The sequence below is a fragment of the Pseudomonas sp. Ag1 genome (assembly GCF_000278565.1).
Taxonomy (GTDB): Bacteria; Pseudomonadota; Gammaproteobacteria; order Pseudomonadales; family Pseudomonadaceae; genus Aquipseudomonas.
This window is the reverse complement of sequence record NZ_AKVH01000113.1, coordinates 250,419-270,924: the sequence shown is the minus strand read 5'-3', so window position 1 is coordinate 270,924 and position 20,506 is coordinate 250,419. Positions and strand designations below refer to the sequence as shown.

General features: G+C 58.0%; 19 protein-coding genes. 16 read left to right on the top strand and 3 right to left on the bottom strand.

The features are described 5' to 3' along the window. Positions 1 to 8: 8 nt before the first annotated feature. From A462_RS00610 to A462_RS00620, 3 genes are all read right to left on the bottom strand, one after another. Complete coding sequence (locus tag A462_RS00610) at positions 9 to 2,450, bottom strand: TonB-dependent siderophore receptor (RefSeq protein ID WP_032899913.1); 2,442 nt, start codon at positions 2,448 to 2,450, stop codon at positions 9 to 11. 93 nt (positions 2,451 to 2,543) lie between these two features. Continuing rightward, positions 2,544 to 3,488, bottom strand: coding sequence for a FecR domain-containing protein (locus A462_RS00615; protein WP_008439547.1), 945 nt, complete (start codon positions 3,486 to 3,488; stop codon positions 2,544 to 2,546). After that, positions 3,488 to 3,994 (bottom strand): sigma-70 family RNA polymerase sigma factor, encoded by a 507-nt coding sequence (locus tag A462_RS00620; RefSeq protein WP_008439546.1) that lies wholly within the window; start codon positions 3,992 to 3,994, stop codon positions 3,488 to 3,490. Before A462_RS00620 ends, A462_RS00615 begins: the two co-directional genes overlap by 1 nt. Before the next feature lie 586 nt (positions 3,995 to 4,580). Between A462_RS00620 and mnmG the strand changes: the two genes are divergently transcribed. The 16 genes from mnmG to glmS all read left to right on the top strand — a co-directional run bounded on the left by mnmG (position 4,581) and on the right by glmS (position 20,397). Further along, complete coding sequence (gene mnmG, locus A462_RS00625; protein WP_003213563.1) at positions 4,581 to 6,473, top strand: tRNA uridine-5-carboxymethylaminomethyl(34) synthesis enzyme MnmG; 1,893 nt, start codon at positions 4,581 to 4,583, stop codon at positions 6,471 to 6,473. Further along, positions 6,470 to 7,114, top strand: a complete 645-nt coding sequence (rsmG, locus tag A462_RS00630; RefSeq protein WP_003213561.1) for a 16S rRNA (guanine(527)-N(7))-methyltransferase RsmG — start codon at positions 6,470 to 6,472, stop codon at positions 7,112 to 7,114. Before mnmG ends, rsmG begins: the two co-directional genes overlap by 4 nt. Before the next feature lie 18 nt (positions 7,115 to 7,132). Beyond that, a complete protein-coding gene (locus tag A462_RS00635) occupies positions 7,133 to 7,930 on the top strand; it encodes a ParA family protein (RefSeq protein WP_003213559.1) in 798 nt (265 codons plus the stop codon). A gap of 9 nt (positions 7,931 to 7,939) precedes the next feature. After that, the gene (locus A462_RS00640; protein ID WP_003213558.1) at positions 7,940 to 8,812 is read left to right on the top strand and encodes a ParB/RepB/Spo0J family partition protein; all 873 of its coding nucleotides are present in this window, start codon (positions 7,940 to 7,942) and stop codon (positions 8,810 to 8,812) included. Positions 8,813 to 8,960: 148 nt separating this feature from the next. After that, the gene (locus A462_RS00645; protein WP_003213556.1) at positions 8,961 to 9,368 is read left to right on the top strand and encodes a F0F1 ATP synthase subunit I; all 408 of its coding nucleotides are present in this window, start codon (positions 8,961 to 8,963) and stop codon (positions 9,366 to 9,368) included. Positions 9,369 to 9,384: 16 nt separating this feature from the next. Continuing rightward, entirely contained in the window at positions 9,385 to 10,254 is an 870-nt protein-coding gene (gene atpB / locus A462_RS00650; RefSeq protein ID WP_008439544.1) for a F0F1 ATP synthase subunit A, read from the top strand. Between the two features lie 133 nt (positions 10,255 to 10,387). Beyond that, positions 10,388 to 10,645, top strand: coding sequence for a F0F1 ATP synthase subunit C (gene atpE, locus A462_RS00655; protein WP_002555987.1), 258 nt, complete (start codon positions 10,388 to 10,390; stop codon positions 10,643 to 10,645). A gap of 56 nt (positions 10,646 to 10,701) precedes the next feature. Continuing rightward, positions 10,702 to 11,172 carry a F0F1 ATP synthase subunit B gene (locus A462_RS00660; protein WP_008439543.1) on the top strand — a complete coding sequence of 157 codons (471 nt, stop codon included), beginning with the start codon at positions 10,702 to 10,704 and terminating at the stop codon, positions 11,170 to 11,172. 12 nt (positions 11,173 to 11,184) lie between these two features. Further along, positions 11,185 to 11,721: a F0F1 ATP synthase subunit delta gene (locus tag A462_RS00665; protein WP_008439542.1), complete on the top strand. Its 537-nt coding sequence runs from the start codon at positions 11,185 to 11,187 to the stop codon at positions 11,719 to 11,721. Positions 11,722 to 11,742: 21 nt separating this feature from the next. Then, entirely contained in the window at positions 11,743 to 13,287 is a 1,545-nt protein-coding gene (gene atpA / locus A462_RS00670; RefSeq protein WP_003213549.1) for a F0F1 ATP synthase subunit alpha, read from the top strand. A 50-nt stretch (positions 13,288 to 13,337) separates the two neighbouring features. Beyond that, positions 13,338 to 14,198, top strand: coding sequence for a F0F1 ATP synthase subunit gamma (gene atpG / locus A462_RS00675; RefSeq protein ID WP_003213547.1), 861 nt, complete (start codon positions 13,338 to 13,340; stop codon positions 14,196 to 14,198). Between the two features lie 27 nt (positions 14,199 to 14,225). After that, positions 14,226 to 15,605 carry a F0F1 ATP synthase subunit beta gene (gene atpD / locus A462_RS00680; RefSeq protein ID WP_003213545.1) on the top strand — a complete coding sequence of 460 codons (1,380 nt, stop codon included), beginning with the start codon at positions 14,226 to 14,228 and terminating at the stop codon, positions 15,603 to 15,605. Positions 15,606 to 15,649: 44 nt separating this feature from the next. Next, positions 15,650 to 16,075, top strand: coding sequence for a F0F1 ATP synthase subunit epsilon (locus A462_RS00685; protein WP_008439541.1), 426 nt, complete (start codon positions 15,650 to 15,652; stop codon positions 16,073 to 16,075). Between the two features lie 115 nt (positions 16,076 to 16,190). After that, on the top strand, positions 16,191 to 17,558 hold the full coding sequence (glmU, locus tag A462_RS00690; RefSeq protein ID WP_008439540.1) for a bifunctional UDP-N-acetylglucosamine diphosphorylase/glucosamine-1-phosphate N-acetyltransferase GlmU: 1,368 nt from the start codon (positions 16,191 to 16,193) through the stop codon (positions 17,556 to 17,558). A 228-nt stretch (positions 17,559 to 17,786) separates the two neighbouring features. Further along, positions 17,787 to 18,554: a DeoR/GlpR family DNA-binding transcription regulator gene (locus tag A462_RS00695; protein ID WP_003213539.1), complete on the top strand. Its 768-nt coding sequence runs from the start codon at positions 17,787 to 17,789 to the stop codon at positions 18,552 to 18,554. Between the two features lie 10 nt (positions 18,555 to 18,564). Further along, a complete protein-coding gene (glmS, locus tag A462_RS00700) occupies positions 18,565 to 20,397 on the top strand; it encodes a glutamine--fructose-6-phosphate transaminase (isomerizing) (RefSeq protein WP_008439539.1) in 1,833 nt (610 codons plus the stop codon). Positions 20,398 to 20,506: the final 109 nt, after the last annotated feature.

The following is a 20,506-nucleotide window of genomic DNA, read 5'->3' as shown; positions in this document are numbered from 1 at the left end:
CTGGCTGGTTACCAGTTGTAGGAAACAGTTCCGAGTAGCGTCCGGCTTTCACCCCAGTAGCAGCGGCCCGCATCGTTGCAGCCGGACACATACTCCTTGTCGAACAGGTTCTTCGCATTCACGTCTACCGACCAGTGCTGGTCAATCTGGTAACCAATGGCGGCATCCACCAACGTCACGCTTCCAGCATCCAGCTTCCCGTATAGAGAAGGCGTGGTGTAAGCGAAAGTGCTGTCGAAGTAGCGCACGCCGCCGCCGACGGACAAGCCCTTGAGCTGGCCATCAAGAAAGCGGTATTTGCCCCAGACCGAAGCCTGATTACGCGGAACACCGGTCATCTGGTGACCTTCCACGAGCGACGTTGCCGAATCCTTGGTAATCCGAGCATCGGTGTAGGTGTAGGCCGCAGTCACGTTCAAATTAGGTGTGAGGTTGCTGTTGACCTCCACTTCCACACCCTTGGCCCGGCTTTCGCCGACCTGGCGGTAGGTATTGGTCGTGGCGTCGAGGTACGTGTCGTCCTGCTTGCGCAAGTCATAGACCGACAACGTCATCGCCGTGTCCCAGCCGATCGGCTCGTACTTGAGGCCTACTTCATATTGACTGCTGGTGATCGGGTCCAGCGGTGTGCCGGCATTGGAGATCTGCTGTACCGGAACGAACGCGGTCGAGTAGCTGACGTATGGCGTCAGGCCATTGTCGAACTGGTACATGATCCCGCCCTGATAGGTGAACTTGCGGTCTTCAGAGCTGATGTTGCCGGCCTTGGCCACCTTGTCGCGAAAATCACTGTCGACCCAGTCCTGCCGCCCGCCGAGCAAGAATAACCAGTGGTCATACTTGCTCTGAAGCTGTGCATAAACACCTTTCATCTGCTGTTCGAGCAACGTGTTTTGCACCGCGAGAGGCGTCAATGGGTCCCTCAGGTACACCGGGTTATACACATTGATCGTGCCTGCAAATCCGGCATTCCAATCCTGGCTGAACGAGGTACGGTCATAGCTGGCACCGAACAGCACGGTATTTTCCAGCCCGCCTACCTGGAATTTGCCTTCCAACTGGTTATCCAGCGAGTAGGCCATCGATTTGTTGTAGCGGTCGTAGGCATTCATGTTCAGCTGTGTGCCGAACCCCGCATTATTCAGGTTGCCTGGCCAGGTTTCATGGCGGGTGATTCGCGACTGCATGTAGCGCGAGTTCTGCCGAAACTGCCAGTCATCATTGAAGCTGTGGCTGAACTCGTAGCCGGTGCTCCAGGTTTCCCGTTCGAAGGTGTTCCAATCCGGGTCACCGAGCATGGTGTGCTTGGAGAGCTTTCCGTTGGGGTTGGTCAGTAACGTGCCTGCTGCAGGTAGGCCAAGTTCAAGATTGGTGTGGTCTTTCTGGTAGTTGGCCAGCAGCGTCAGGGTGTTGTAGTCGTCGAAATTGAGGGTCAGGGACGGTGCGATATACAGACGGTCATCGGGAACGTGATCGGTCTGGGTGTCGGACTTCCTGCCGAGCATCACCACCCGTCCAAGGATATTGCCGCTGTCGTCCAAGGGACCGGAGATATCCACACCCACCTGGCGCCGGTTATTAGAACCGTAGGTCAGCTGAACTTCGCCTTGTGGTGTAGCTGTCGGGTGTTTACTCACCAGGTTGACCAGGCCACCGGGTGCGTTTTCGCCGTAGAGCAGGGAAGAAGGGCCACGGAATATCTCCACCCTTTCCAGGCCATAAGGTTCGCTGGTGGTGTCATACCGGTTGCCTTGGACTCGCAAGCCATCGCGCAGCAGGCCGTAGCCATAATCCGTGGCGTTGAAACCGCGAATGAAGAACAAGTCACCGGCCAGCCCGTCGCCCGCAGCGAAGGGAGGGGCAAAGATTCCCGGCACATAGCCCAGCACTTCTGTGAGCGTCTGGGATTTTTGATCCTTGATGCGCTGGCCGGTCACCACCGACACCGAGCGCGGGGTTTCCGACAATGGTGTGCTGGTCTTGGTACCGATTCGGCTGTTTTGCGCCTTGTAACCTACGTCCCCGGCAATTTCCTGATTGAACCCAGTCTGTTGATACGTGCTGACAGTAGTGGGGGCCAGCATGAGCTGTTCCCCGCTCGCAGCCGGCTGCAGCGCGTAGCTGCCGGGGCCTTGAATCGCCGCCTGCAATCCCGAGTTTTGCAGCAATAACGCAAACCCTTGCTCCACCGAGTAGTCACCCTCCAGCCCAGGACTTTGCAGGCGCGCCGTCTGCTGCGGCGAGAATGACAGAATCACATTGGCCTTCGACGCGAATTGGCTCAAGGCATTGTCGAGTGGCCCGGAGGCGATCACGTAATGTTGCACTGGGCTGGCAGCAATGGCCCGAGTGCATAGCAAGGTGCTGGCAGTCGCTGCCGTGGCCAGCAGCAAGCCATACGTGATGCCGTGATGGGAGAGACGCTGGCGAAGTTTTGTAGGAAGGCGCATGTGTGAGTAAGCCCTGAAGGTAGCATCGTGATTACCTGTAGGGCCGCGCCAGGTAAAAAAAAGATAACCCCCGTTGAGAGTATTTTTTCAGTATCAAGCGGTAAGCGTGACGGAGACCCAATAGCGCGTGAAATACTTCACGTGGATCGGCAGCGTGACCTGCAGGTTGGCCAATACGGCGTCGGTGGAATCCAGACGGAAAGTGCCGGACACCCGCAGCCGCGCTGATGCGGCATCGCACTGCATAACGCCCGGCCGATAGCGCGCCAGTTCGTCGATGACATCCCCCAGTCGCGCATCCAGAACGATCAGTTGGCCGTCGACCCATGCGGCTTGGTTCCCGCGATAGATATGGCTGGGGCCTACGTCTTGCGTGCCGAAGTCGACACTTTCACCAGGTCCGAGCACTTGGCTATGGGCCGGCTGGTCGACGGGTTGCACGCTGACCCGGTCTTCCAGCACACCAACCCGCGTCGACCCTTGCAGTTGGCGAACAGTGAACCGCGTACCCAAGGCTTGAACACGACCCTCATGGGTTTCGACATAAAACGGTGTTTGCCGGCCCGACTTTCCGGTGTGGATAAGTACTTCCCCCTCACGCAAACGGACCAGTCGCTGCTGCCCATCGAAAAGTACGTCGATAGCCGTGTTCGTATTGAGGTCAATTTGAGTGCCGTCGGCCAACCCGATTCGCCGTCGTTCGCCGACCTTGGTCCGATAGTCAGCCCAGAGGTTGCCCAGGGATGTGTGTTGTTGAACGTTCCACCCCAAGTACCCGGCGGCACCGAGCATCAGCATCAGCTTGAGCACTTGCCGCCGTTGTTGACTGGCCGAGAGCGCACGACGGGTGAAGTCCTTGGGTAGCGCACCGAGGCCACGTTGCAACTGCTCCATCTGGTTCCAGGCCGCCTGATGGGAGGGATCGCCGTTGAGCCATTGCTGCCAGGCACTTTGTTGCGCGGGTGTCGGTGGCTGCGATTGAAATTGCACGTACCAACTGGCGGCGGCTTCGAACGTCTTGCGATCCGGGGCAGCCATTACATGCCCGCCATGATCAAGGCGCATTCAGTCAGGGCCCGAACCATATGTTTCTTGACGGTGGTCAGCGAGACACGCAACTGATCGGCGATCTGTTGATAAGTCAGGCCTTCGACCTGGGACAGCATGAAAATTCGCCTGGCCCGCTCCCCCAGCCCACACAAGGCTTTATCCACAGCAACGAGGGTTTCAATGATGATGGCCTTGTCTTCTTCACTGATTGCGATCGCTTCGGGCCGGTCTGCCAGGGTTTGCAGATAGGCCTGCTCAATGGCGCGGCGACGATAGCGGTCAATCACCAGTCCCCGGGCAACTGTGGCCAGATAGTCCCTGGGCTCGAGGATCTGCGTCGCATTGCGGCCCCCCAGGATCCGCACGAACGTATCGTGTGCCACGTCAGCTGCATCGCAGGCGTTATGCAACTTTCCCTTGAGCCAGCTGTGCAACCACGAATGGTGCTGCTCATAGATGTGTTGGACTGCAACGGTATGCGAGGGAAGGGCCATGAGAGGTGACGAGGCAGGTTAATGATAATAACTATTATTAACTGCCGTGACGCTTTCTCACAATAGGCGTTCCATCAACCCGTTTCACAAATGCAAATGAACTGTTTCCTGCCTGACCGAGGATTTTCGGAGGCATCTGCCTGCCTGAAACTTATCGGGATCCGTATTTTCTGTGGATTAAGCCCTGTGAATAACCGCCCCTGTGCCCGGTTGATAACCAGGCTTGAAACCTGAGTAAAAACCCCTCTGTGGATAACCACCCGTTTAATCCACAGGCTTAAAGCACTTATCCAAGGGCCTCATTGGCACCTAACCACAGACTTTCGAATCTCTGTACATAACGTAAATAAAGGCCTGTAGAGATCTATCCACAGAAACATGCCTCAGTAGAAATAAACATAAAAACAAAGATTTAATAAATTTCTCTCTTTTAATTTCTATTGTTCGTGATTCATCCACAGCTGGTTAAATTTTGTGCAAAGGGTTCTTTAGGAAGGGCGAAGTCCCTATACTTGCCGACTCGTTCGAAAACCTGATCTCGAACGCTCATTCCTAATTACCTACAGAAGCAGGCACGAGGTGCGTGGTGGATTTCCCTTCCCGTTTTGAAGTGATCGTCATCGGCGGCGGTCATGCCGGTACCGAGGCAGCACTGGCGTCAGCACGCATGGGGGCAAAAACCCTGTTGCTGACGCATAACGTGGAAACCCTCGGCGCCATGAGCTGCAACCCCGCGATTGGCGGGATTGGCAAAAGCCATCTGGTCAAGGAAATCGATGCCCTCGGCGGCGCGATGGCCATGGCCACCGACAAAGGTGGTATTCAATTTCGCGTATTGAACAGTCGCAAAGGCCCGGCCGTACGAGCCACACGTGCTCAAGCCGACCGCATCCTGTACAAGGCCGCTGTCCGCGAAACCCTGGAAAACCAGCCGAACCTGTGGATATTTCAACAGGCAGCCGATGACCTGATCGTCGAACAAGACCAGGTACGCGGTGTTGTCACGCAAATGGGCCTGCGTTTCTTCGCAGAATCCGTGGTGTTGACCACCGGTACTTTCCTCGGCGGACTTATCCACATCGGTATGCAGAACTATTCCGGTGGCCGCGCCGGTGATCCACCGTCAATCGCCTTGGCTCAGCGCCTTCGCGAACTGCCACTGCGTGTTGGTCGCCTGAAAACCGGCACGCCGCCGCGAATTGATGGCCGGTCTGTGGATTTCTCGGTGATGACCGAGCAAGCCGGCGATACACCGATCCCGGTGATGTCGTTCATGGGCTCCAAGGAACAGCATCCGAAGCAGGTCAGTTGCTGGATTACCCATACCAACGCCCGCACCCACGAAATCATTGCTGCGAACCTCGACCGTTCGCCGATGTATTCCGGGGTGATCGAAGGTATTGGCCCGCGCTACTGCCCGTCGATCGAAGACAAGATCCACCGCTTTGCCGACAAGGAAAGCCACCAGGTCTTCATCGAGCCGGAAGGTCTGACCACCCATGAGCTGTACCCGAACGGAATTTCCACGTCTCTGCCGTTCGACGTGCAAATCCAGATCGTGCAGTCGATTCGCGGTATGGAAAATGCGCACATCGTGCGTCCTGGCTACGCCATCGAGTACGACTACTTCGACCCGCGTGACCTGAAATACAGCCTGGAAACCAAGGTCATCGGCGGTTTGTTCTTTGCAGGGCAAATCAACGGCACCACCGGTTACGAAGAAGCCGGCGCCCAGGGTTTGCTGGCCGGAACCAACGCGGCACTGCGTGCACAGGGCAAAGACAGCTGGTGCCCGCGTCGCGATGAGGCGTACATCGGTGTGTTGGTCGACGACCTGATCACCCTCGGAACCCAGGAACCGTACCGAATGTTTACGTCCCGGGCCGAATACCGCCTGATCCTGCGGGAAGACAACGCCGACCTGCGCTTGACCGAAAAAGGTCGCGAATTGGGCCTGGTCGACGACGTGCGTTGGGCGGCCTTCTGCAAAAAACGCGAAAGTATCGAGTTGGAAGAGCAACGCCTGAAAAGTACCTGGGTTCGCCCGGGCACCGAGCAAGGTGACGCGATTGCTGAAAAATTCGGCACGCCGCTGACTCACGAATACAACTTGCTGAACCTGCTGTCCCGTCCGGAAATCGACTACGCTGGTCTGATCTCGGTCACCGGCGGTGGCGCAGAAGATCCACAGGTTGCCGAGCAGGTCGAAATCAAGACCAAATACGCCGGTTACATTGACCGTCAGCAGGATGAGATCGCTCGTCTGCGGGCCAGCGAAGACACCAAGCTGCCTGTGGATATCGATTACACAAACATTTCCGGGCTGTCGAAAGAGATCCAAGGCAAGCTGGGGATAACTCGACCGGAGACCCTGGGCCAGGCGTCCCGTATCCCGGGCGTCACGCCGGCAGCCATCTCGCTGTTGATGATTCATTTGAAAAAACGCGGCGCGGGCCGTCAGTTGGAGCAAAGCGCTTGAGTTCGTTGGTCACCTCGCAACACGCCGAAGAGTTATCCACAGGTGCTCGCCAGCTTGGCGTCAACCTGACCGAAGCCCAGCACGAGTTGCTGCTGGGTTATCTGGCCCTGTTGATCAAATGGAACAAGGCTTACAACCTCACTGCGGTGCGTGACCCGGACGAAATGGTCTCCCGCCATCTGCTCGACAGTCTCAGTGTGATGCCGTTTATCGAAAACGGCCGCTGGCTCGACGTTGGCAGCGGCGGCGGCATGCCCGGCATCCCGCTGGCGATCCTGTTTCCGGAGTCGCAAGTGACCTGCCTGGACAGCAACGGCAAGAAAACCCGCTTCCTGACCCAGGTCAAACTCGAACTCAAGCTGGATAACCTGCAAGTTATCCACAGTCGCGTCGAAGCCTTTACGCCTGAACAGCCTTTCAACGGAATTGTTTCCCGGGCGTTCAGCAGCATGGAGAACTTCAGCAACTGGACCCGCCACCTCGGCGACCGCGATACCCGTTGGCTGGCAATGAAGGGCGTTCATCCAAGCGACGAGCTGTTAGCATTGCCGGCAGACTTCCACCTCGATAGCGAACACGCCTTGGCCGTACCCGGTTGCCAAGGCCAACGCCATCTGCTGATACTGCGCCGCACGGCATGATTGGGAACACAAGCAAGAATGGCTAAGGTATTCGCGATAGCGAACCAGAAAGGTGGCGTGGGCAAAACCACCACCTGCATCAACCTCGCAGCATCCTTGGTCGCTACCAAGCGTCGGGTGCTGTTGATCGATCTCGATCCACAGGGCAACGCCACTATGGGTAGCGGTGTGGATAAACACGGCCTGGAAAACTCGGTCTACGACTTGCTGATTGGCGAGTGCGACCTGGCCCAGGCCATGCACTTCTCCGAGCACGGTGGTTATCAACTGCTGCCGGCCAACCGCGATTTGACCGCGGCGGAAGTGGTGCTGCTGGAAATGCAGATGAAAGAAAGCCGTCTGCGCAGCGCCCTGGCGCCGATCCGCGAGAATTACGACTACATTTTGATCGACTGCCCGCCGTCGCTGTCGATGCTGACGTTGAACGCACTGGTTGCGGCCGACGGGGTGATTATCCCCATGCAGTGCGAGTACTTCGCGCTCGAAGGCTTGAGCGACCTTGTGGATAACATCAAGCGTATCGCCGAGTTGCTCAACCCGAACCTGCAAATCGAAGGCCTGCTGCGGACCATGTATGACCCGCGCCTGAGCCTGATGAACGATGTGTCGGCACAGCTCAAGGAACACTTCGGCGATCAGCTCTACGACACCGTGATTCCACGCAACATCCGCCTGGCCGAAGCGCCAAGCTATGGCATGCCCGCGCTGGCGTACGACAAGTCTTCCCGCGGCGCCATTGCCTATCTGGCGCTGGCCGGCGAGATGGTTCGCCGTCAACGCCGCAATTCACGCACCGCTGCAGCCCAGCCAACTTAAGGAATCCCCATGGCCGTCAAGAAACGAGGTCTCGGACGTGGACTGGATGCACTGCTGAGTGGTCCGACTGTCACGACCCTTGAAGAGCAAGCGGTGCAGGCCGACGAGCGCGAGCTGCAGCACCTGCCGCTGGACCTGATCCAGCGCGGCAAATACCAGCCGCGCCGGGACATGGACCCGCAGGCGCTGGAGGAATTGGCGAATTCGATCAAGGCCCAGGGCGTGATGCAGCCGATCGTGGTGCGCCCGATTGGTGCAGGCCGCTTTGAAATCATCGCCGGCGAGCGCCGCTGGCGCGCCAGCCAGCAGGCCGGCAAGGAAACCATTCCGGCAATGGTGCGCGATGTGCCGGATGAAACCGCCATCGCCATGGCGTTGATCGAGAACATCCAGCGTGAAGACCTCAATCCGATCGAGGAAGCGATCGCCCTGCAGCGTTTGCAGCAGGAGTTCAAACTGACTCAGCAGGAAGTCGCGGATGCGGTGGGCAAGTCCCGGGTTACCGTGTCCAACCTGTTGCGCCTGATCGCGCTGCCGGAAGTCATCAAAACCATGCTTTCCCATGGCGACCTGGAAATGGGTCATGCCCGTGCTTTGCTCGGTTTGCCGGAAAATCAACAGGTTGAGGGGGCGCGACACGTTGTCGCACGAGGCCTCACCGTTCGTCAGACCGAGGCCCTGGTTCGCCAGTGGCTCAGTGGCAAACCTGCACCGGTCGAAACCGCCAAACCTGATCCGGATATTGCACGCCTGGAGCAGCGCCTGGCCGAACGCCTAGGCTCTGCGGTGCAAATTCGTCATGGCAAGAAAGGCAAAGGGCAATTGGTCATCGGATATAACTCATTGGATGAGCTTCAGGGCGTCCTTGCCCACATCCGCTGAAACAATTGCTTCTGTAGCGCGCAGTCGGAAATCACTACCCGGCAGTTGAATAGGGGCAGAACCGCCCCTATACTCTGCGCGCATTTTGTCGGCACAAATTATGCCAAGTTATTGATTTCCGGCAGCCGACCATTGAGGAGCAAGAGTGATGGAAACCCGCACGCCAAACACGTTGCCGTTCCATCGCTTGGCCGTTTTCCCGGTTTTAGTGGCTCAATTTGTCATTTTACTGATCGCCTCTTTGGCGCTCTGGTATTGGTATGGAGTCGTAGCCGGATACTCGGGACTCTGCGGAGGCCTGATAGCCTTGCTGCCCAATATGTATTTTGCTCACAGGGCCTTTCGGTTTTCCGGCGCCCGAGCAGCCCAGGCTATCGTCCGGTCTTTTTATGCCGGCGAGGCGGGGAAATTGATTTTGACGGCAGTGCTGTTTGCACTGACCTTTGCAGGTGTGAAGCCATTGGCGCCGCTGGCTGTATTCGGCGTCTTCGTGTTGACCCAACTGGTCAGCTGGTTCGCTCCCCTGCTAATGAAAACAAGACTTTCGAAACCTTAGGGCGTTTGAGGCAACCATGGCAGAAACAACCGCTTCGGGCTATATCCAGCACCACTTGCAGAACCTGACCTTCGGTCAGCTTCCCAACGGCGGCTGGGGCTTTGCCCACTCCGCAGCAGAAGCCAAAGAAATGGGCTTCTGGGCATTCCACCTGGATACTCTGGGCTGGTCTGTCGCATTGGGTCTGATCTTCGTCCTGATTTTCCGCATGGCGGCAACGAAGGCGACTTCCGGTCAGCCAGGTGCTTTGCAGAACTTCGTTGAAGTATTGGTCGAATTCGTCGATGGCAGCGTGCGGGACAGCTTCCATGGTCGTAGCGCGGTGATTGCACCGTTGGCACTGACCATCTTCGTCTGGGTGTTCCTGATGAACGCCGTCGACCTGATCCCGGTCGACTGGATTCCTCAGCTGGCCATCCTGATCTCCGGCGATCACCACATTCCATTCCGTGCGGTTTCGACCACGGACCCTAACGCCACCCTGGGCATGGCCCTGTCGGTGTTCGCGTTGATCATTTTCTACAGCATCAAGATCAAGGGCATCGGCGGCTTCATCGGCGAACTGACCCTGCACCCGTTCGGCAGCAAGAACATCTTCGTTCAAGCGCTGCTGATCCCGGTGAACTTCCTGCTGGAGTTCGTGACCCTGGTCGCCAAGCCGATTTCCCTGGCCCTGCGACTGTTCGGCAACATGTATGCCGGCGAGCTGGTGTTCATTCTGATCGCTGTGATGTTCGGCAGTGGTCTGCTCTGGCTTAGCGGCCTGGGCATTGTTCTGCAGTGGGCGTGGGCTGTGTTCCACATCCTGATCATCACCCTGCAGGCGTTTATCTTCATGATGCTGACCATCGTCTACCTGTCGATGGCGCACGAAGAGAACCATTAAGACCAGTCTCGACTAGTCTGATGTCCCTCCCGGTCAAACGGGAGGGTAGCCCTGAAGGGCTATGAAACGATTTGTTTTACCGCTTTAAAATCTAAAAAACCTAAACCATACGACGTAAAAGTCGGGAGGAAAGATGGAAACTGTAGTTGGTCTAACCGCTATCGCTGTTGCACTGTTGATCGGCCTGGGCGCCCTGGGTACTGCCATTGGTTTCGGCCTGCTGGGCGGCAAGTTCCTGGAAGGCGCAGCGCGTCAGCCAGAAATGGTTCCAATGCTGCAAGTTAAAATGTTCATCGTCGCCGGCCTGCTCGACGCCGTGACCATGATCGGTGTTGGTATCGCTCTGTTCTTCACCTTCGCGAACCCCTTCGTTGGTCAACTCGCCGGTTAATCACTCGTTTTTTCGAGTGATTGGTGTGTTGTGCAACGAACGAGCGAGGTATTGGCGTGAACATTAATGCAACCATTATTGGTCAGTCCTTAGCGTTCTTGATTTTTGTAGTTTTCTGCATGAAGTTCGTATGGCCTCCGGTCATCGCGGCTTTGCACGAACGTCAGAAGAAGATCGCAGACGGACTGGACGCTGCCGCACGAGCAGCTCGCGACCTGGAGTTGGCCCAAGATAAAGCGGGTCAACAACTGCGCGAAGCGAAAGCTCAGGCAGCTGAAATCATTGAGCAAGCCAAGAAACGCGGTAACCAGATCGTTGAAGAGGCTGTTGAAAAAGCCCGTATCGACGCTGACCGTGTGAAGGTTCAGGCTCAAGCCGAGATCGAGCAGGAACTGAACGGTGTCAAAGATGCGCTGCGTGCCCAACTGGGTGCTCTGGCCGTCGGCGGTGCTGAGAAGATCCTGGGTGCCACAATCGATCAAAACGCGCACGCGGAGCTGGTAAACAAACTGGCTGCTGAAATTTAAGCGAGGGCGATCATGGCAGAATTGACCACGTTGGCCCGACCTTACGCTAAGGCAGCCTTCGAGCACGCCCAGGCCCACCAGCAGCTGGCCTCTTGGTCAGCCATGCTCGGCCTGGCTGCAGCAGTGTCGCAAGACGACACCATGCAGCGCGTGCTCAAGGCCCCGCGACTGACGAGCGCAGACAAGGCCGCCACGTTTATTGACGTGTGCGGCGACAAGTTTGATGTGAAAGTGCAGAGCTTCATCCACGTCGTTGCCGAAAACGACCGTCTCCCGCTTCTGCCGGAGATCGCCGCTCTGTTTGACCTGTACAAGGCCGAACAAGAGAAATCGGTAGATGTTGAAGTGACCAGTGCTTTTGCATTGAACCAAGAACAGCAAGACAAACTCGCCAAGGTTCTCAGTGCACGACTCGACCGGGAAGTGCGCCTGCAAGTTGCGGAGGATGCCACCCTGATTGGTGGTGTCATCATTCGCGCCGGCGACCTGGTTATCGATGGCTCGATTCGCGGCAAACTCGCGAATCTTGCCGAAGCATTGAAATCTTGAGTTTGAAGGGGCAGCAGAGCAATGCAGCAACTCAATCCTTCCGAAATAAGTGAAATTATCAAGGGCCGCATCGACAAGCTCGATGTGACCTCCCAAGCCCGTAACGAAGGCACTGTCGTCAGCGTATCTGACGGCATCGTGCGGATTCACGGTCTGGCCGACGTAATGTACGGCGAGATGATCGAGTTTCCGGGCGGCGTCTACGGTATGGCCCTCAACCTGGAGCAAGACTCTGTAGGTGCCGTTGTATTGGGCTCCTACCAGACTCTGGCCGAAGGCATGAGCGCCAAGTGCACAGGCCGCATCCTGGAAGTTCCGGTTGGTAAGGAACTGCTGGGTCGCGTTGTCGACGCACTGGGTAACCCAGTTGACGGCAAAGGTCCGCTGAACAACACCGAGACCGATGCGGTCGAGAAAGTTGCTCCAGGCGTGATCTGGCGTAAGTCGGTAGACCAGCCTGTACAGACTGGCTACAAGGCTGTCGATGCCATGATTCCTGTCGGCCGTGGCCAGCGTGAGCTGATCATCGGTGACCGTCAGATCGGTAAAACCGCTCTGGCGATCGACGCGATCATCAACCAGAAAGACAGCGGGATTTTCTGCGTCTACGTAGCCATCGGTCAGAAACAATCGACCATCGCCAACGTGGTTCGCAAGCTGGAAGAAAACGGCGCCCTGGCTAACACCATCGTCGTGGCCGCCAGTGCTTCCGAATCCGCTGCACTTCAGTTCCTGGCACCGTACTCCGGTTGCACCATGGGCGAATACTTCCGCGACCGCGGTGAAGACGCGCTGATCGTTTATGACGATCTGTCCAAGCAAGCAGTGGCTTACCGCCAGATTTCCCTGCTGCTGCGCCGTCCACCAGGCCGTGAAGCTTACCCAGGCGACGTGTTCTATCTCCACTCCCGTCTGCTGGAGCGCGCATCCCGCGTTTCGGAAGAATACGTAGAGAAGTTCACCAACGGCGCAGTGACCGGCAAAACCGGTTCCCTGACCGCACTGCCGATCATCGAAACCCAGGCTGGCGACGTTTCCGCGTTCGTTCCGACCAACGTGATTTCCATCACCGACGGTCAGATCTTCCTGGAATCGGCCATGTTCAACTCCGGGATCCGTCCTGCAGTGAACGCCGGTGTTTCGGTATCCCGTGTGGGTGGTGCCGCTCAGACCAAGATCATCAAGAAGCTCTCCGGTGGTATCCGTACCGCTCTGGCTCAGTACCGTGAACTGGCGGCATTCGCCCAGTTCGCTTCTGACCTGGACGAAGCGACCCGTAAGCAACTTGAGCATGGTCAGCGCGTTACCGAGCTGATGAAGCAGAAGCAATACGCACCAATGTCGATCGCTGACATGGCGCTGTCGCTGTATGCCGCTGAGCGTGGGTTCCTGACCGACGTTGAAATCACCAAGGTCGGCAGCTTCGAACAAGCGCTGATTGCTTACTTCAACCGCGATCACGCCGAATTGATGGCGAAGATCAACGTGAAGGGTGACTTCAATGACGACATCGACGCTGGCATCAAAGCCGGTATCGAGAAGTTCAAGGCCACCCAAACCTGGTAAGCCGCAGCGGGGGCCGCGAGGCTCCCGCTTGCTAACCTGATAGGTGTTACATGGCAGGCGCAAAAGAGATTCGCAGTAAGATTGCGAGCATCAAAAGCACGCAAAAGATCACCAGCGCCATGGAAAAAGTGGCGGTCAGCAAAATGCGCAAGGCACAAATGCGCATGGCTGCTAGCCGTCCCTACGCGGAGCGTATCCGCCAGGTTATTGGTCATCTGGCCAACGCCAACCCGGAATATCGCCACCCGTTCATGATCGATCGCGAAGTAAAGCGCGTCGGTTATGTCGTGGTGAGCAGTGACCGTGGTTTGTGCGGTGGTTTGAATACCAACCTGTTCAAGGCCCTGGTCAAGGACATGGCGGTAAACCGCGAAAAAGGCGTCGAGATCGATCTGTGTGTGGTCGGTAGCAAGGGTGCGGCCTTTTTCCGCAACTTCGGCGGTAACGTCGTTGCAGCTATCAGCCACCTGGGTGAAGAACCGTCGATCAATGATTTGATCGGCAGCGTCAAGGTGATGCTGGATGCATACCTGGAAGGCCGGATTGACCGCCTCTCCGTGGTATCCAACAAGTTCATCAACACCATGACGCAACAGCCTACCGTGGAGCAGTTGATTCCATTGGTGGCCGCCCCGGAACAAGAACTCAAGCACCACTGGGACTACCTCTACGAACCAGACGCCAAAGAGCTGCTTGACGGCTTGATGGTGCGCTACGTGGAGTCGCAGGTGTACCAGGCGGTGGTCGAGAACAACGCGGCTGAACAAGCTGCGCGGATGATCGCGATGAAGAACGCTACCGACAACGCCGGTGATTTGATCAGCGATTTGCAGCTGATCTACAACAAGGCGCGTCAGGCTGCGATCACCCAAGAGATCTCGGAAATCGTCGGCGGCGCTGCCGCGGTTTAACGGTTCAAATATTCAGAGGATCCAGCTATGAGTAGCGGACGTATCGTTCAAATCATCGGCGCCGTTATCGACGTGGAATTCCCACGCGACAGCGTACCGAGCATCTACAACGCTTTGAAAGTCAAAAGCGATGCAGGCACCACCCTGGAAGTTCAGCAGCAGCTGGGCGACGGTGTGGTTCGTACCATTGCAATGGGTTCCACCGAAGGCTTGAAGCGCGGTCTGGAAGTCACTGACTCTGGCGCAGCCATCTCCGTACCGGTCGGTAAAGCGACCCTGGGCCGGATCATGGACGTCCTCGGTAACCCGATCGACGAAGCCGGTCCAATCGACACCGAAGAGCGCTGGGGCATTCACCGTCCTGCGCCTTCCTTCGCGGAACAAGCGGGCGGCAACGACCTGCTGGAAACCGGCATCAAGGTTATCGACCTGGTTTGCCCGTTCGCCAAGGGCGGTAAAGTCGGTCTGTTCGGTGGTGCCGGTGTAGGCAAAACCGTAAACATGATGGAACTGATCCGTAACATCGCCATCGAGCACAGCGGTTATTCCGTGTTCGCCGGTGTGGGTGAGCGTACTCGTGAGGGTAACGACTTCTACCACGAGATGAAGGATTCCAACGTTCTGGACAAAGTGGCACTGGTTTACGGTCAGATGAACGAGCCGCCGGGTAACCGTCTGCGCGTAGCACTGACCGGCCTGACCATGGCCGAGAAGTTCCGTGATGAAGGTAACGACGTTCTGCTGTTCGTCGACAACATCTATCGTTACACCCTGGCCGGTACTGAAGTATCCGCACTGCTGGGCCGTATGCCTTCCGCAGTAGGTTACCAGCCGACCCTGGCCGAAGAGATGGGTACTCTGCAAGAGCGTATCACTTCGACCAAAAACGGTTCGATCACCTCGATCCAAGCGGTATACGTACCTGCGGATGACTTGACTGACCCGTCGCCAGCGACCACGTTCGCCCACTTGGACGCCACCGTCGTACTGTCCCGTGACATCGCCTCCCTGGGTATCTACCCAGCGGTCGATCCACTGGACTCGACTTCGCGCCAGCTGGACCCGAACGTCATCGGCCAGGAACACTACGACACCGCTCGCGGCGTCCAGTACGTTCTGCAGCGTTACAAAGAACTGAAGGACATCATTGCGATCCTGGGTATGGACGAGCTGTCGGAAACCGACAAGCAGTTGGTATCCCGCGCTCGTAAGATCCAGCGCTTCTTGTCGCAGCCGTTCTTCGTGGCTGAAGTCTTCACCGGTGCCTCGGGTAAATACGTTTCCCTGAAAGACACCATTGCTGGCTTCAAAGGCATCCTCAACGGTGACTACGACCACCTGCCAGAACAAGCGTTCTACATGGTCGGCGGCATCGAAGAAGCGATCGAGAAAGCCAAGAAACTGTAATTCCGGCGCCCGGTAACGGGCGCTAATCAGGTTGAGGCAAGCAGATGGCTATGACATTCCATTGCGATATCGTCAGCGCGGAAGGGGAAATCTTCTCCGGTCAGATCGAGAGTGTGATTGCACACGGCGAACTGGGCGACCTGGGTATTAACTTTGGCCACGCGCCATTGATTACATCCTTGAAGCCTGGTCCGATCACTCTGACCAAGCTGGGCGGGGAACGGGAGGTGTTTTACATCTCCGGTGGTTTCCTCGAGGTTCAGCCGAACATGGTCAAGGTACTTGCCGACACCGTGCAACGTGCTGCCGACCTGGATGAAGCCTCCGCTCAGGAAGCCGTCAAGGCTGCCGAGAAGGCCCTGAACGAAAAAGGCGCAGATTTCGACTACGGTTCTGCTGCTGCACGTCTGGCCGAGGCCGCAGCTCAGCTGCGCACCGTCCAGCAGATCCGCAAGAAGTTTGGCGGCTAAGCCGTCAAGCCTCATGCGTGATTGATTAAAAAGGGTAGCCTCGGCTACCCTTTTTCTTTTTTTGCAAAACACTTCTTTGGTCTGAAGTCTGACCGCCCAGGATTGGTAGCCATTCATGTCTCTCGAAATCGTAATTCTTGCCGCAGGCCAGGGCACCCGTATGCGTTCGGCCCTGCCCAAGGTGCTGCACCCGGTTGCCGGCAACTCCATGCTTGGCCATGTTATCCACAGCGCCCGGCAGCTGGATCCACAGCGCATTCATGTGGTGATCGGCCACGGTGCCGATGTGGTGCGTGAGCGGCTGGCGGCGGATGACCTGAATTTCGTATTGCAGGACAAGCAATTGGGTACCGGCCATGCCACCGCGCAGGCCGTGCCGTTCATCAAGGCCGACACCGTGCTGATCCTCTACGGTGACGTGCCGCTGATCGAAGTGGAAACCTTGCAGCGCCTGCTCAAGCACGTGGTGCCAGGCCAGATGGGCTTGCTCACTGTCGAGTTGGACGACCCGACCGGCTACGGTCGCATCGTGCGCAACGCTGACGGCAAGGTCGCCGCCATCGTCGAGCATAAAGACGCCAGCGAAGCCCAGCGCGCCATCACTGAAGGCAACACCGGCATCCTCGCTGTGCCGGCTGACCGCCTGGCTGACTGGATGAGCCGCTTGTCCAACAACAACGCCCAAGGCGAGTACTACCTGACCGACGTCATCGAGATGGCCGTCAGCGATGGCCTGGTGGTAGCCACCGAACAGCCCCACGACCCGATGGAAGTGCAGGGCGCCAACGACCGCAAGCAACTGGCGGAGCTGGAGCGTCACTACCAACTGCGTGAAGGCCGCCGCCTGATGGCGCTGGGCGTGACGCTGCGTGATCCGGCACGTTTCGATGTGCGGGGTGACGTCACCGTTGGCCGCGACGTGCTGATCGATATCAACGTGATCCTCGAAGGCCGCGTGGTCATCGAAGATGACGTGGTGATCGGGCCTAACTGCGTGATCAAGGACAGCACCCTGCGCAAAGGTGTGGTGATCAAGGCCAACAGCCATATCGACGGTGCGCTGATGGGCGAGGGCAGTGATGCCGGCCCGTTCGCGCGTTTGCGTCCGGGCAGCGTGCTGGGCGCCCGCGCCCATGTGGGTAACTTTGTAGAACTGAAAAACGCCCGGATGGGCGACGACGCCAAGGCCGGCCATCTGGCCTACCTCGGTGATGCAGTGATCGGTGCCCGCAGCAATATCGGCGCAGGCGCCATCACCTGCAATTACGACGGCGCCAACAAGTACCAGACGACCATTGGCGAAGACGTGTTTATCGGCTCCAACAACTCGCTGATCGCCCCCGTCACTATCGGTGATGGTTCAAACACCGCCGCAGGTTCCACCATCAACCAGGATGTGGATAAGTCCCAGTTGGCCGTCGCCCGCGCCCGCCAGCGCAACATCGACGGCTGGAAACGCCCGGTCAAAATCAAGAAGAGCTGAGTTATCCACAACCCTGAGACACTGCGGTACTTATGTGGGAGCGGGCTTGCTCGCGAAGGCGGTCTTTCGGTTGATACATGCGCCGACTGACACACCGCCTTCGCGAGCAAGCCCGCTCCCACATTTTTATCTGTGTTGATTCAAAAAACTCAGTCGCATGCTTGACCATTTTGAATGAATAGGTTTTGATTGCCTTCGTTATCTTTCGAAACGAAACTTATCATCACCATGTCGAAACGAAATACACCCCAACGTCGCCACAACATCCTTGCCATGCTCACCGAGCAAGGTGAAGTCAGCGTGGACGAATTGGCCAAGCGTTTCGAAACCTCGGAAGTCACCATCCGTAAGGACCTGGCGGCCCTCGAAAGTAACGGCCTGTTGCTGCGTCGCTACGGTGGCGCCATCACCATGCCTCAGGAACTGGTCGGTGATCCGGCACAGCCCATTTCGGCCTACAAGCGCGCCATCGCCCGTGCGGCCGTCCGGCGTTTGCGGGAACACGCGCGCATCATCATCGACAGCGGCAGCACCACCGCCGCCATGATCCCCGAATTGGGCCACCAGCCCGGCCTGGTGGTGATGACCAACTCCCTGCACGTGGCCAGCGCCTTGAGCGACCTGGAACACGAGCCGGTATTGTTGATGACCGGCGGCACCTGGGACCCGCATTCGGACTCGTTCCAGGGTCAGGTCGCCGAACAGGTACTGCGTTCCTACGATTTCGACCAGCTCTTTATTGGTGCCGATGGCATCGACCTGGAGCGCGGCACCACCACCTTCAACGAATTACTGGGGCTGAGCCGCGTCATGGCCGAAGTCGCCCGCGAAGTGGTGGTGATGGTCGAGTCCGACAAGATTGGCCGCAAGATCCCCAACCTGGAACTGCCCTGGAGCAGCGTCCATACCCTTATTACCGATGATCGCCTGCCACTTGAGGCCCGCGACCAGATTCAAGCCCGCGGCATCACGCTGATTTGCGCGGCAGTCATCTAGGAGAGAAACCATGTGTGGAATTGTTGGCGCAGTCGCTGAACGAAACGTCACTGCCATTTTGCTCGAAGGCCTCAAACGCCTGGAATACCGTGGCTACGACAGCGCCGGTGTGGCGCTCTTTACCAACGCCGGCAAGCTTGAGCGCATGCGTCGCCCGGGCAAGGTCAGCGAACTCGAACAAGCGTTGGCCGGTGAGCCGCTGGTAGGCCGCCTGGGTATCGCCCACACCCGTTGGGCCACCCACGGCGCGCCGTGCGAACGCAATGCTCACCCGCACTTCTCCGGTGACCTGGCGGTTGTGCACAACGGCATCATCGAAAACCACGAAGTGCTGCGTGAACAACTCAAGGGCCAGGGTTATGTCTTCACCTCGGACACCGACACCGAAGTCATCGCCCACCTGCTGAACCACAAGCTCAAGGACATCGGCGACCTGACCAACGCTCTCAAGGCCACCGTCAAGGAACTGCATGGCGCCTATGGCCTGGCCGTGATCAGCGCCAGCCAGCCTGACCGCCTGGTCGCCGCCCGCAGTGGCAGCCCATTGGTGATCGGCCTGGGCCTGGGCGAGAACTTCCTCGCCTCCGACCAACTGGCCCTGCGCCAGGTGACTGACCGCTTCATGTACCTGGAAGAAGGCGACATCGCCGAGATCCGCCGTGAAAGCGTGTCCATCTGGGACGTCAACGGCCAGTCCGTGGAACGTGAAGCCGTGCAGTACCGCGACGGCGCCGAAGCCGCCGACAAGGGCGAGTTCCGCCACTTCATGCTCAAGGAAATCCACGAGCAACCGGCCGTGGTGCAACGCACCCTGGAAGGTCGCCTGAGCCAGAACCAGGTATTGGTGCAAGCCTTCGGCCCGCAAGCTGCTGAGCTGTTCGCCAAAGTGCGCAACGTGCAAATCGTCGCCTGCGGCACCAGCTACCACGCCGGTATGGTCGCCCGTTACTGGCTGGAAGAACTGGCCGGCATCCCGTGCCAGGTCGAAGTCGCCAGCGAATTCCGCTACCGCAAGGTGGTGGTGCAGCCCGACACTCTGTTCGTGACCATCTCCCAGTCCGGCGAAACCGCCGACACCCTGGCCGCCCTGCGCAACGCCAAGGAACTGGGCTTCCTCGGCAGCCTGGCGATCTGCAACGTCGGCATCAGCTCGCTGGTGCGCGAGTCCGACCTGACCCTGCTGACCCAGGCCGGTCGTGAAATCGGCGTGGCATCCACCAAGGCCTTCACCACCCAGTTGGTCGGCCTGTTGTTGCTGACCCTGTCTCTGGGCCAGGTTCGCGGCACGCTGGGCGAAGGCGTTGAGGCACACCTGGTCGAAGAACTGCGCCGCCTGCCGGCCCGCCTGGGTGAAGCCCTGGCCATGGACAGCACTGTGGAGAAAGTCGCTGAGCTGTTCGCCGACAAACACCACACCCTGTTCCTCGGCCGTGGTGCGCAATACCCGGTGGCAATGGAAGGTTCGCTCAAACTCAAGGAAATCTCCTATATCCACGCCGAAGCCTACCCGGCCGGTGAGCTCAAGCACGGTCCGCTGGCCCTGGTGGATGACGACATGCCAGTCGTTACCGTCGCGCCGAACAACGAACTGCTGGAGAAGCTCAAGTCCAACCTGCAGGAAGTGCGCGCCCGTGGCGGGCAACTGATCGTGTTCGCCGACGAGAAGGCCGGCATGACCAATGGCGAAGGCACCCACGTCATCAACATGCCGCACATCCACGACACCCTGTCGCCGATCCTCTACACCATCCCGCTGCAGCTGCTGTCGTATTACGTGGCTGTGCTGAAGGGCACCGACGTTGACCAGCCGCGTAACCTGGCGAAGTCGGTGACGGTGGAATAAGCCGCACCCGAACCACCAAAACCCCCGTTCTTCGGGGGTTTTGCTTTTTCAGGCTACCGAGCATCGGGTCTTGCCGTTTCTGTGGACTAATTCCGGGAGTATTCCCCTG

Bases quoted from the DNA above. Each gene is read 5' to 3' on its own strand.
- A462_RS00610 (WP_032899913.1), bottom strand. From the start codon at position 2,450: ATGCGCCTTCCTACAAAACTTCGCCAGCGTCTCTCCCATCACGGCATC.
- A462_RS00615 (WP_008439547.1), bottom strand. From the start codon at position 3,488: ATGGCTGCCCCGGATCGCAAGACGTTCGAAGCCGCCGCCAGTTGGTAC.
- A462_RS00620 (WP_008439546.1), bottom strand. From the start codon at position 3,994: ATGGCCCTTCCCTCGCATACCGTTGCAGTCCAACACATCTATGAGCAG.
- A462_RS00635 (WP_003213559.1), top strand. From the start codon at position 7,133: ATGGCTAAGGTATTCGCGATAGCGAACCAGAAAGGTGGCGTGGGCAAA.
- A462_RS00640 (WP_003213558.1), top strand. From the start codon at position 7,940: ATGGCCGTCAAGAAACGAGGTCTCGGACGTGGACTGGATGCACTGCTG.
- A462_RS00645 (WP_003213556.1), top strand. From the start codon at position 8,961: ATGGAAACCCGCACGCCAAACACGTTGCCGTTCCATCGCTTGGCCGTT.
- atpB (WP_008439544.1), top strand. From the start codon at position 9,385: ATGGCAGAAACAACCGCTTCGGGCTATATCCAGCACCACTTGCAGAAC.
- atpE (WP_002555987.1), top strand. From the start codon at position 10,388: ATGGAAACTGTAGTTGGTCTAACCGCTATCGCTGTTGCACTGTTGATC.
- A462_RS00665 (WP_008439542.1), top strand. From the start codon at position 11,185: ATGGCAGAATTGACCACGTTGGCCCGACCTTACGCTAAGGCAGCCTTC.
- atpA (WP_003213549.1), top strand. From the start codon at position 11,743: ATGCAGCAACTCAATCCTTCCGAAATAAGTGAAATTATCAAGGGCCGC.
- atpG (WP_003213547.1), top strand. From the start codon at position 13,338: ATGGCAGGCGCAAAAGAGATTCGCAGTAAGATTGCGAGCATCAAAAGC.
- atpD (WP_003213545.1), top strand. From the start codon at position 14,226: ATGAGTAGCGGACGTATCGTTCAAATCATCGGCGCCGTTATCGACGTG.
- A462_RS00685 (WP_008439541.1), top strand. From the start codon at position 15,650: ATGGCTATGACATTCCATTGCGATATCGTCAGCGCGGAAGGGGAAATC.
- glmU (WP_008439540.1), top strand. From the start codon at position 16,191: ATGTCTCTCGAAATCGTAATTCTTGCCGCAGGCCAGGGCACCCGTATG.
- A462_RS00695 (WP_003213539.1), top strand. From the start codon at position 17,787: ATGTCGAAACGAAATACACCCCAACGTCGCCACAACATCCTTGCCATG.
- glmS (WP_008439539.1), top strand. From the start codon at position 18,565: ATGTGTGGAATTGTTGGCGCAGTCGCTGAACGAAACGTCACTGCCATT.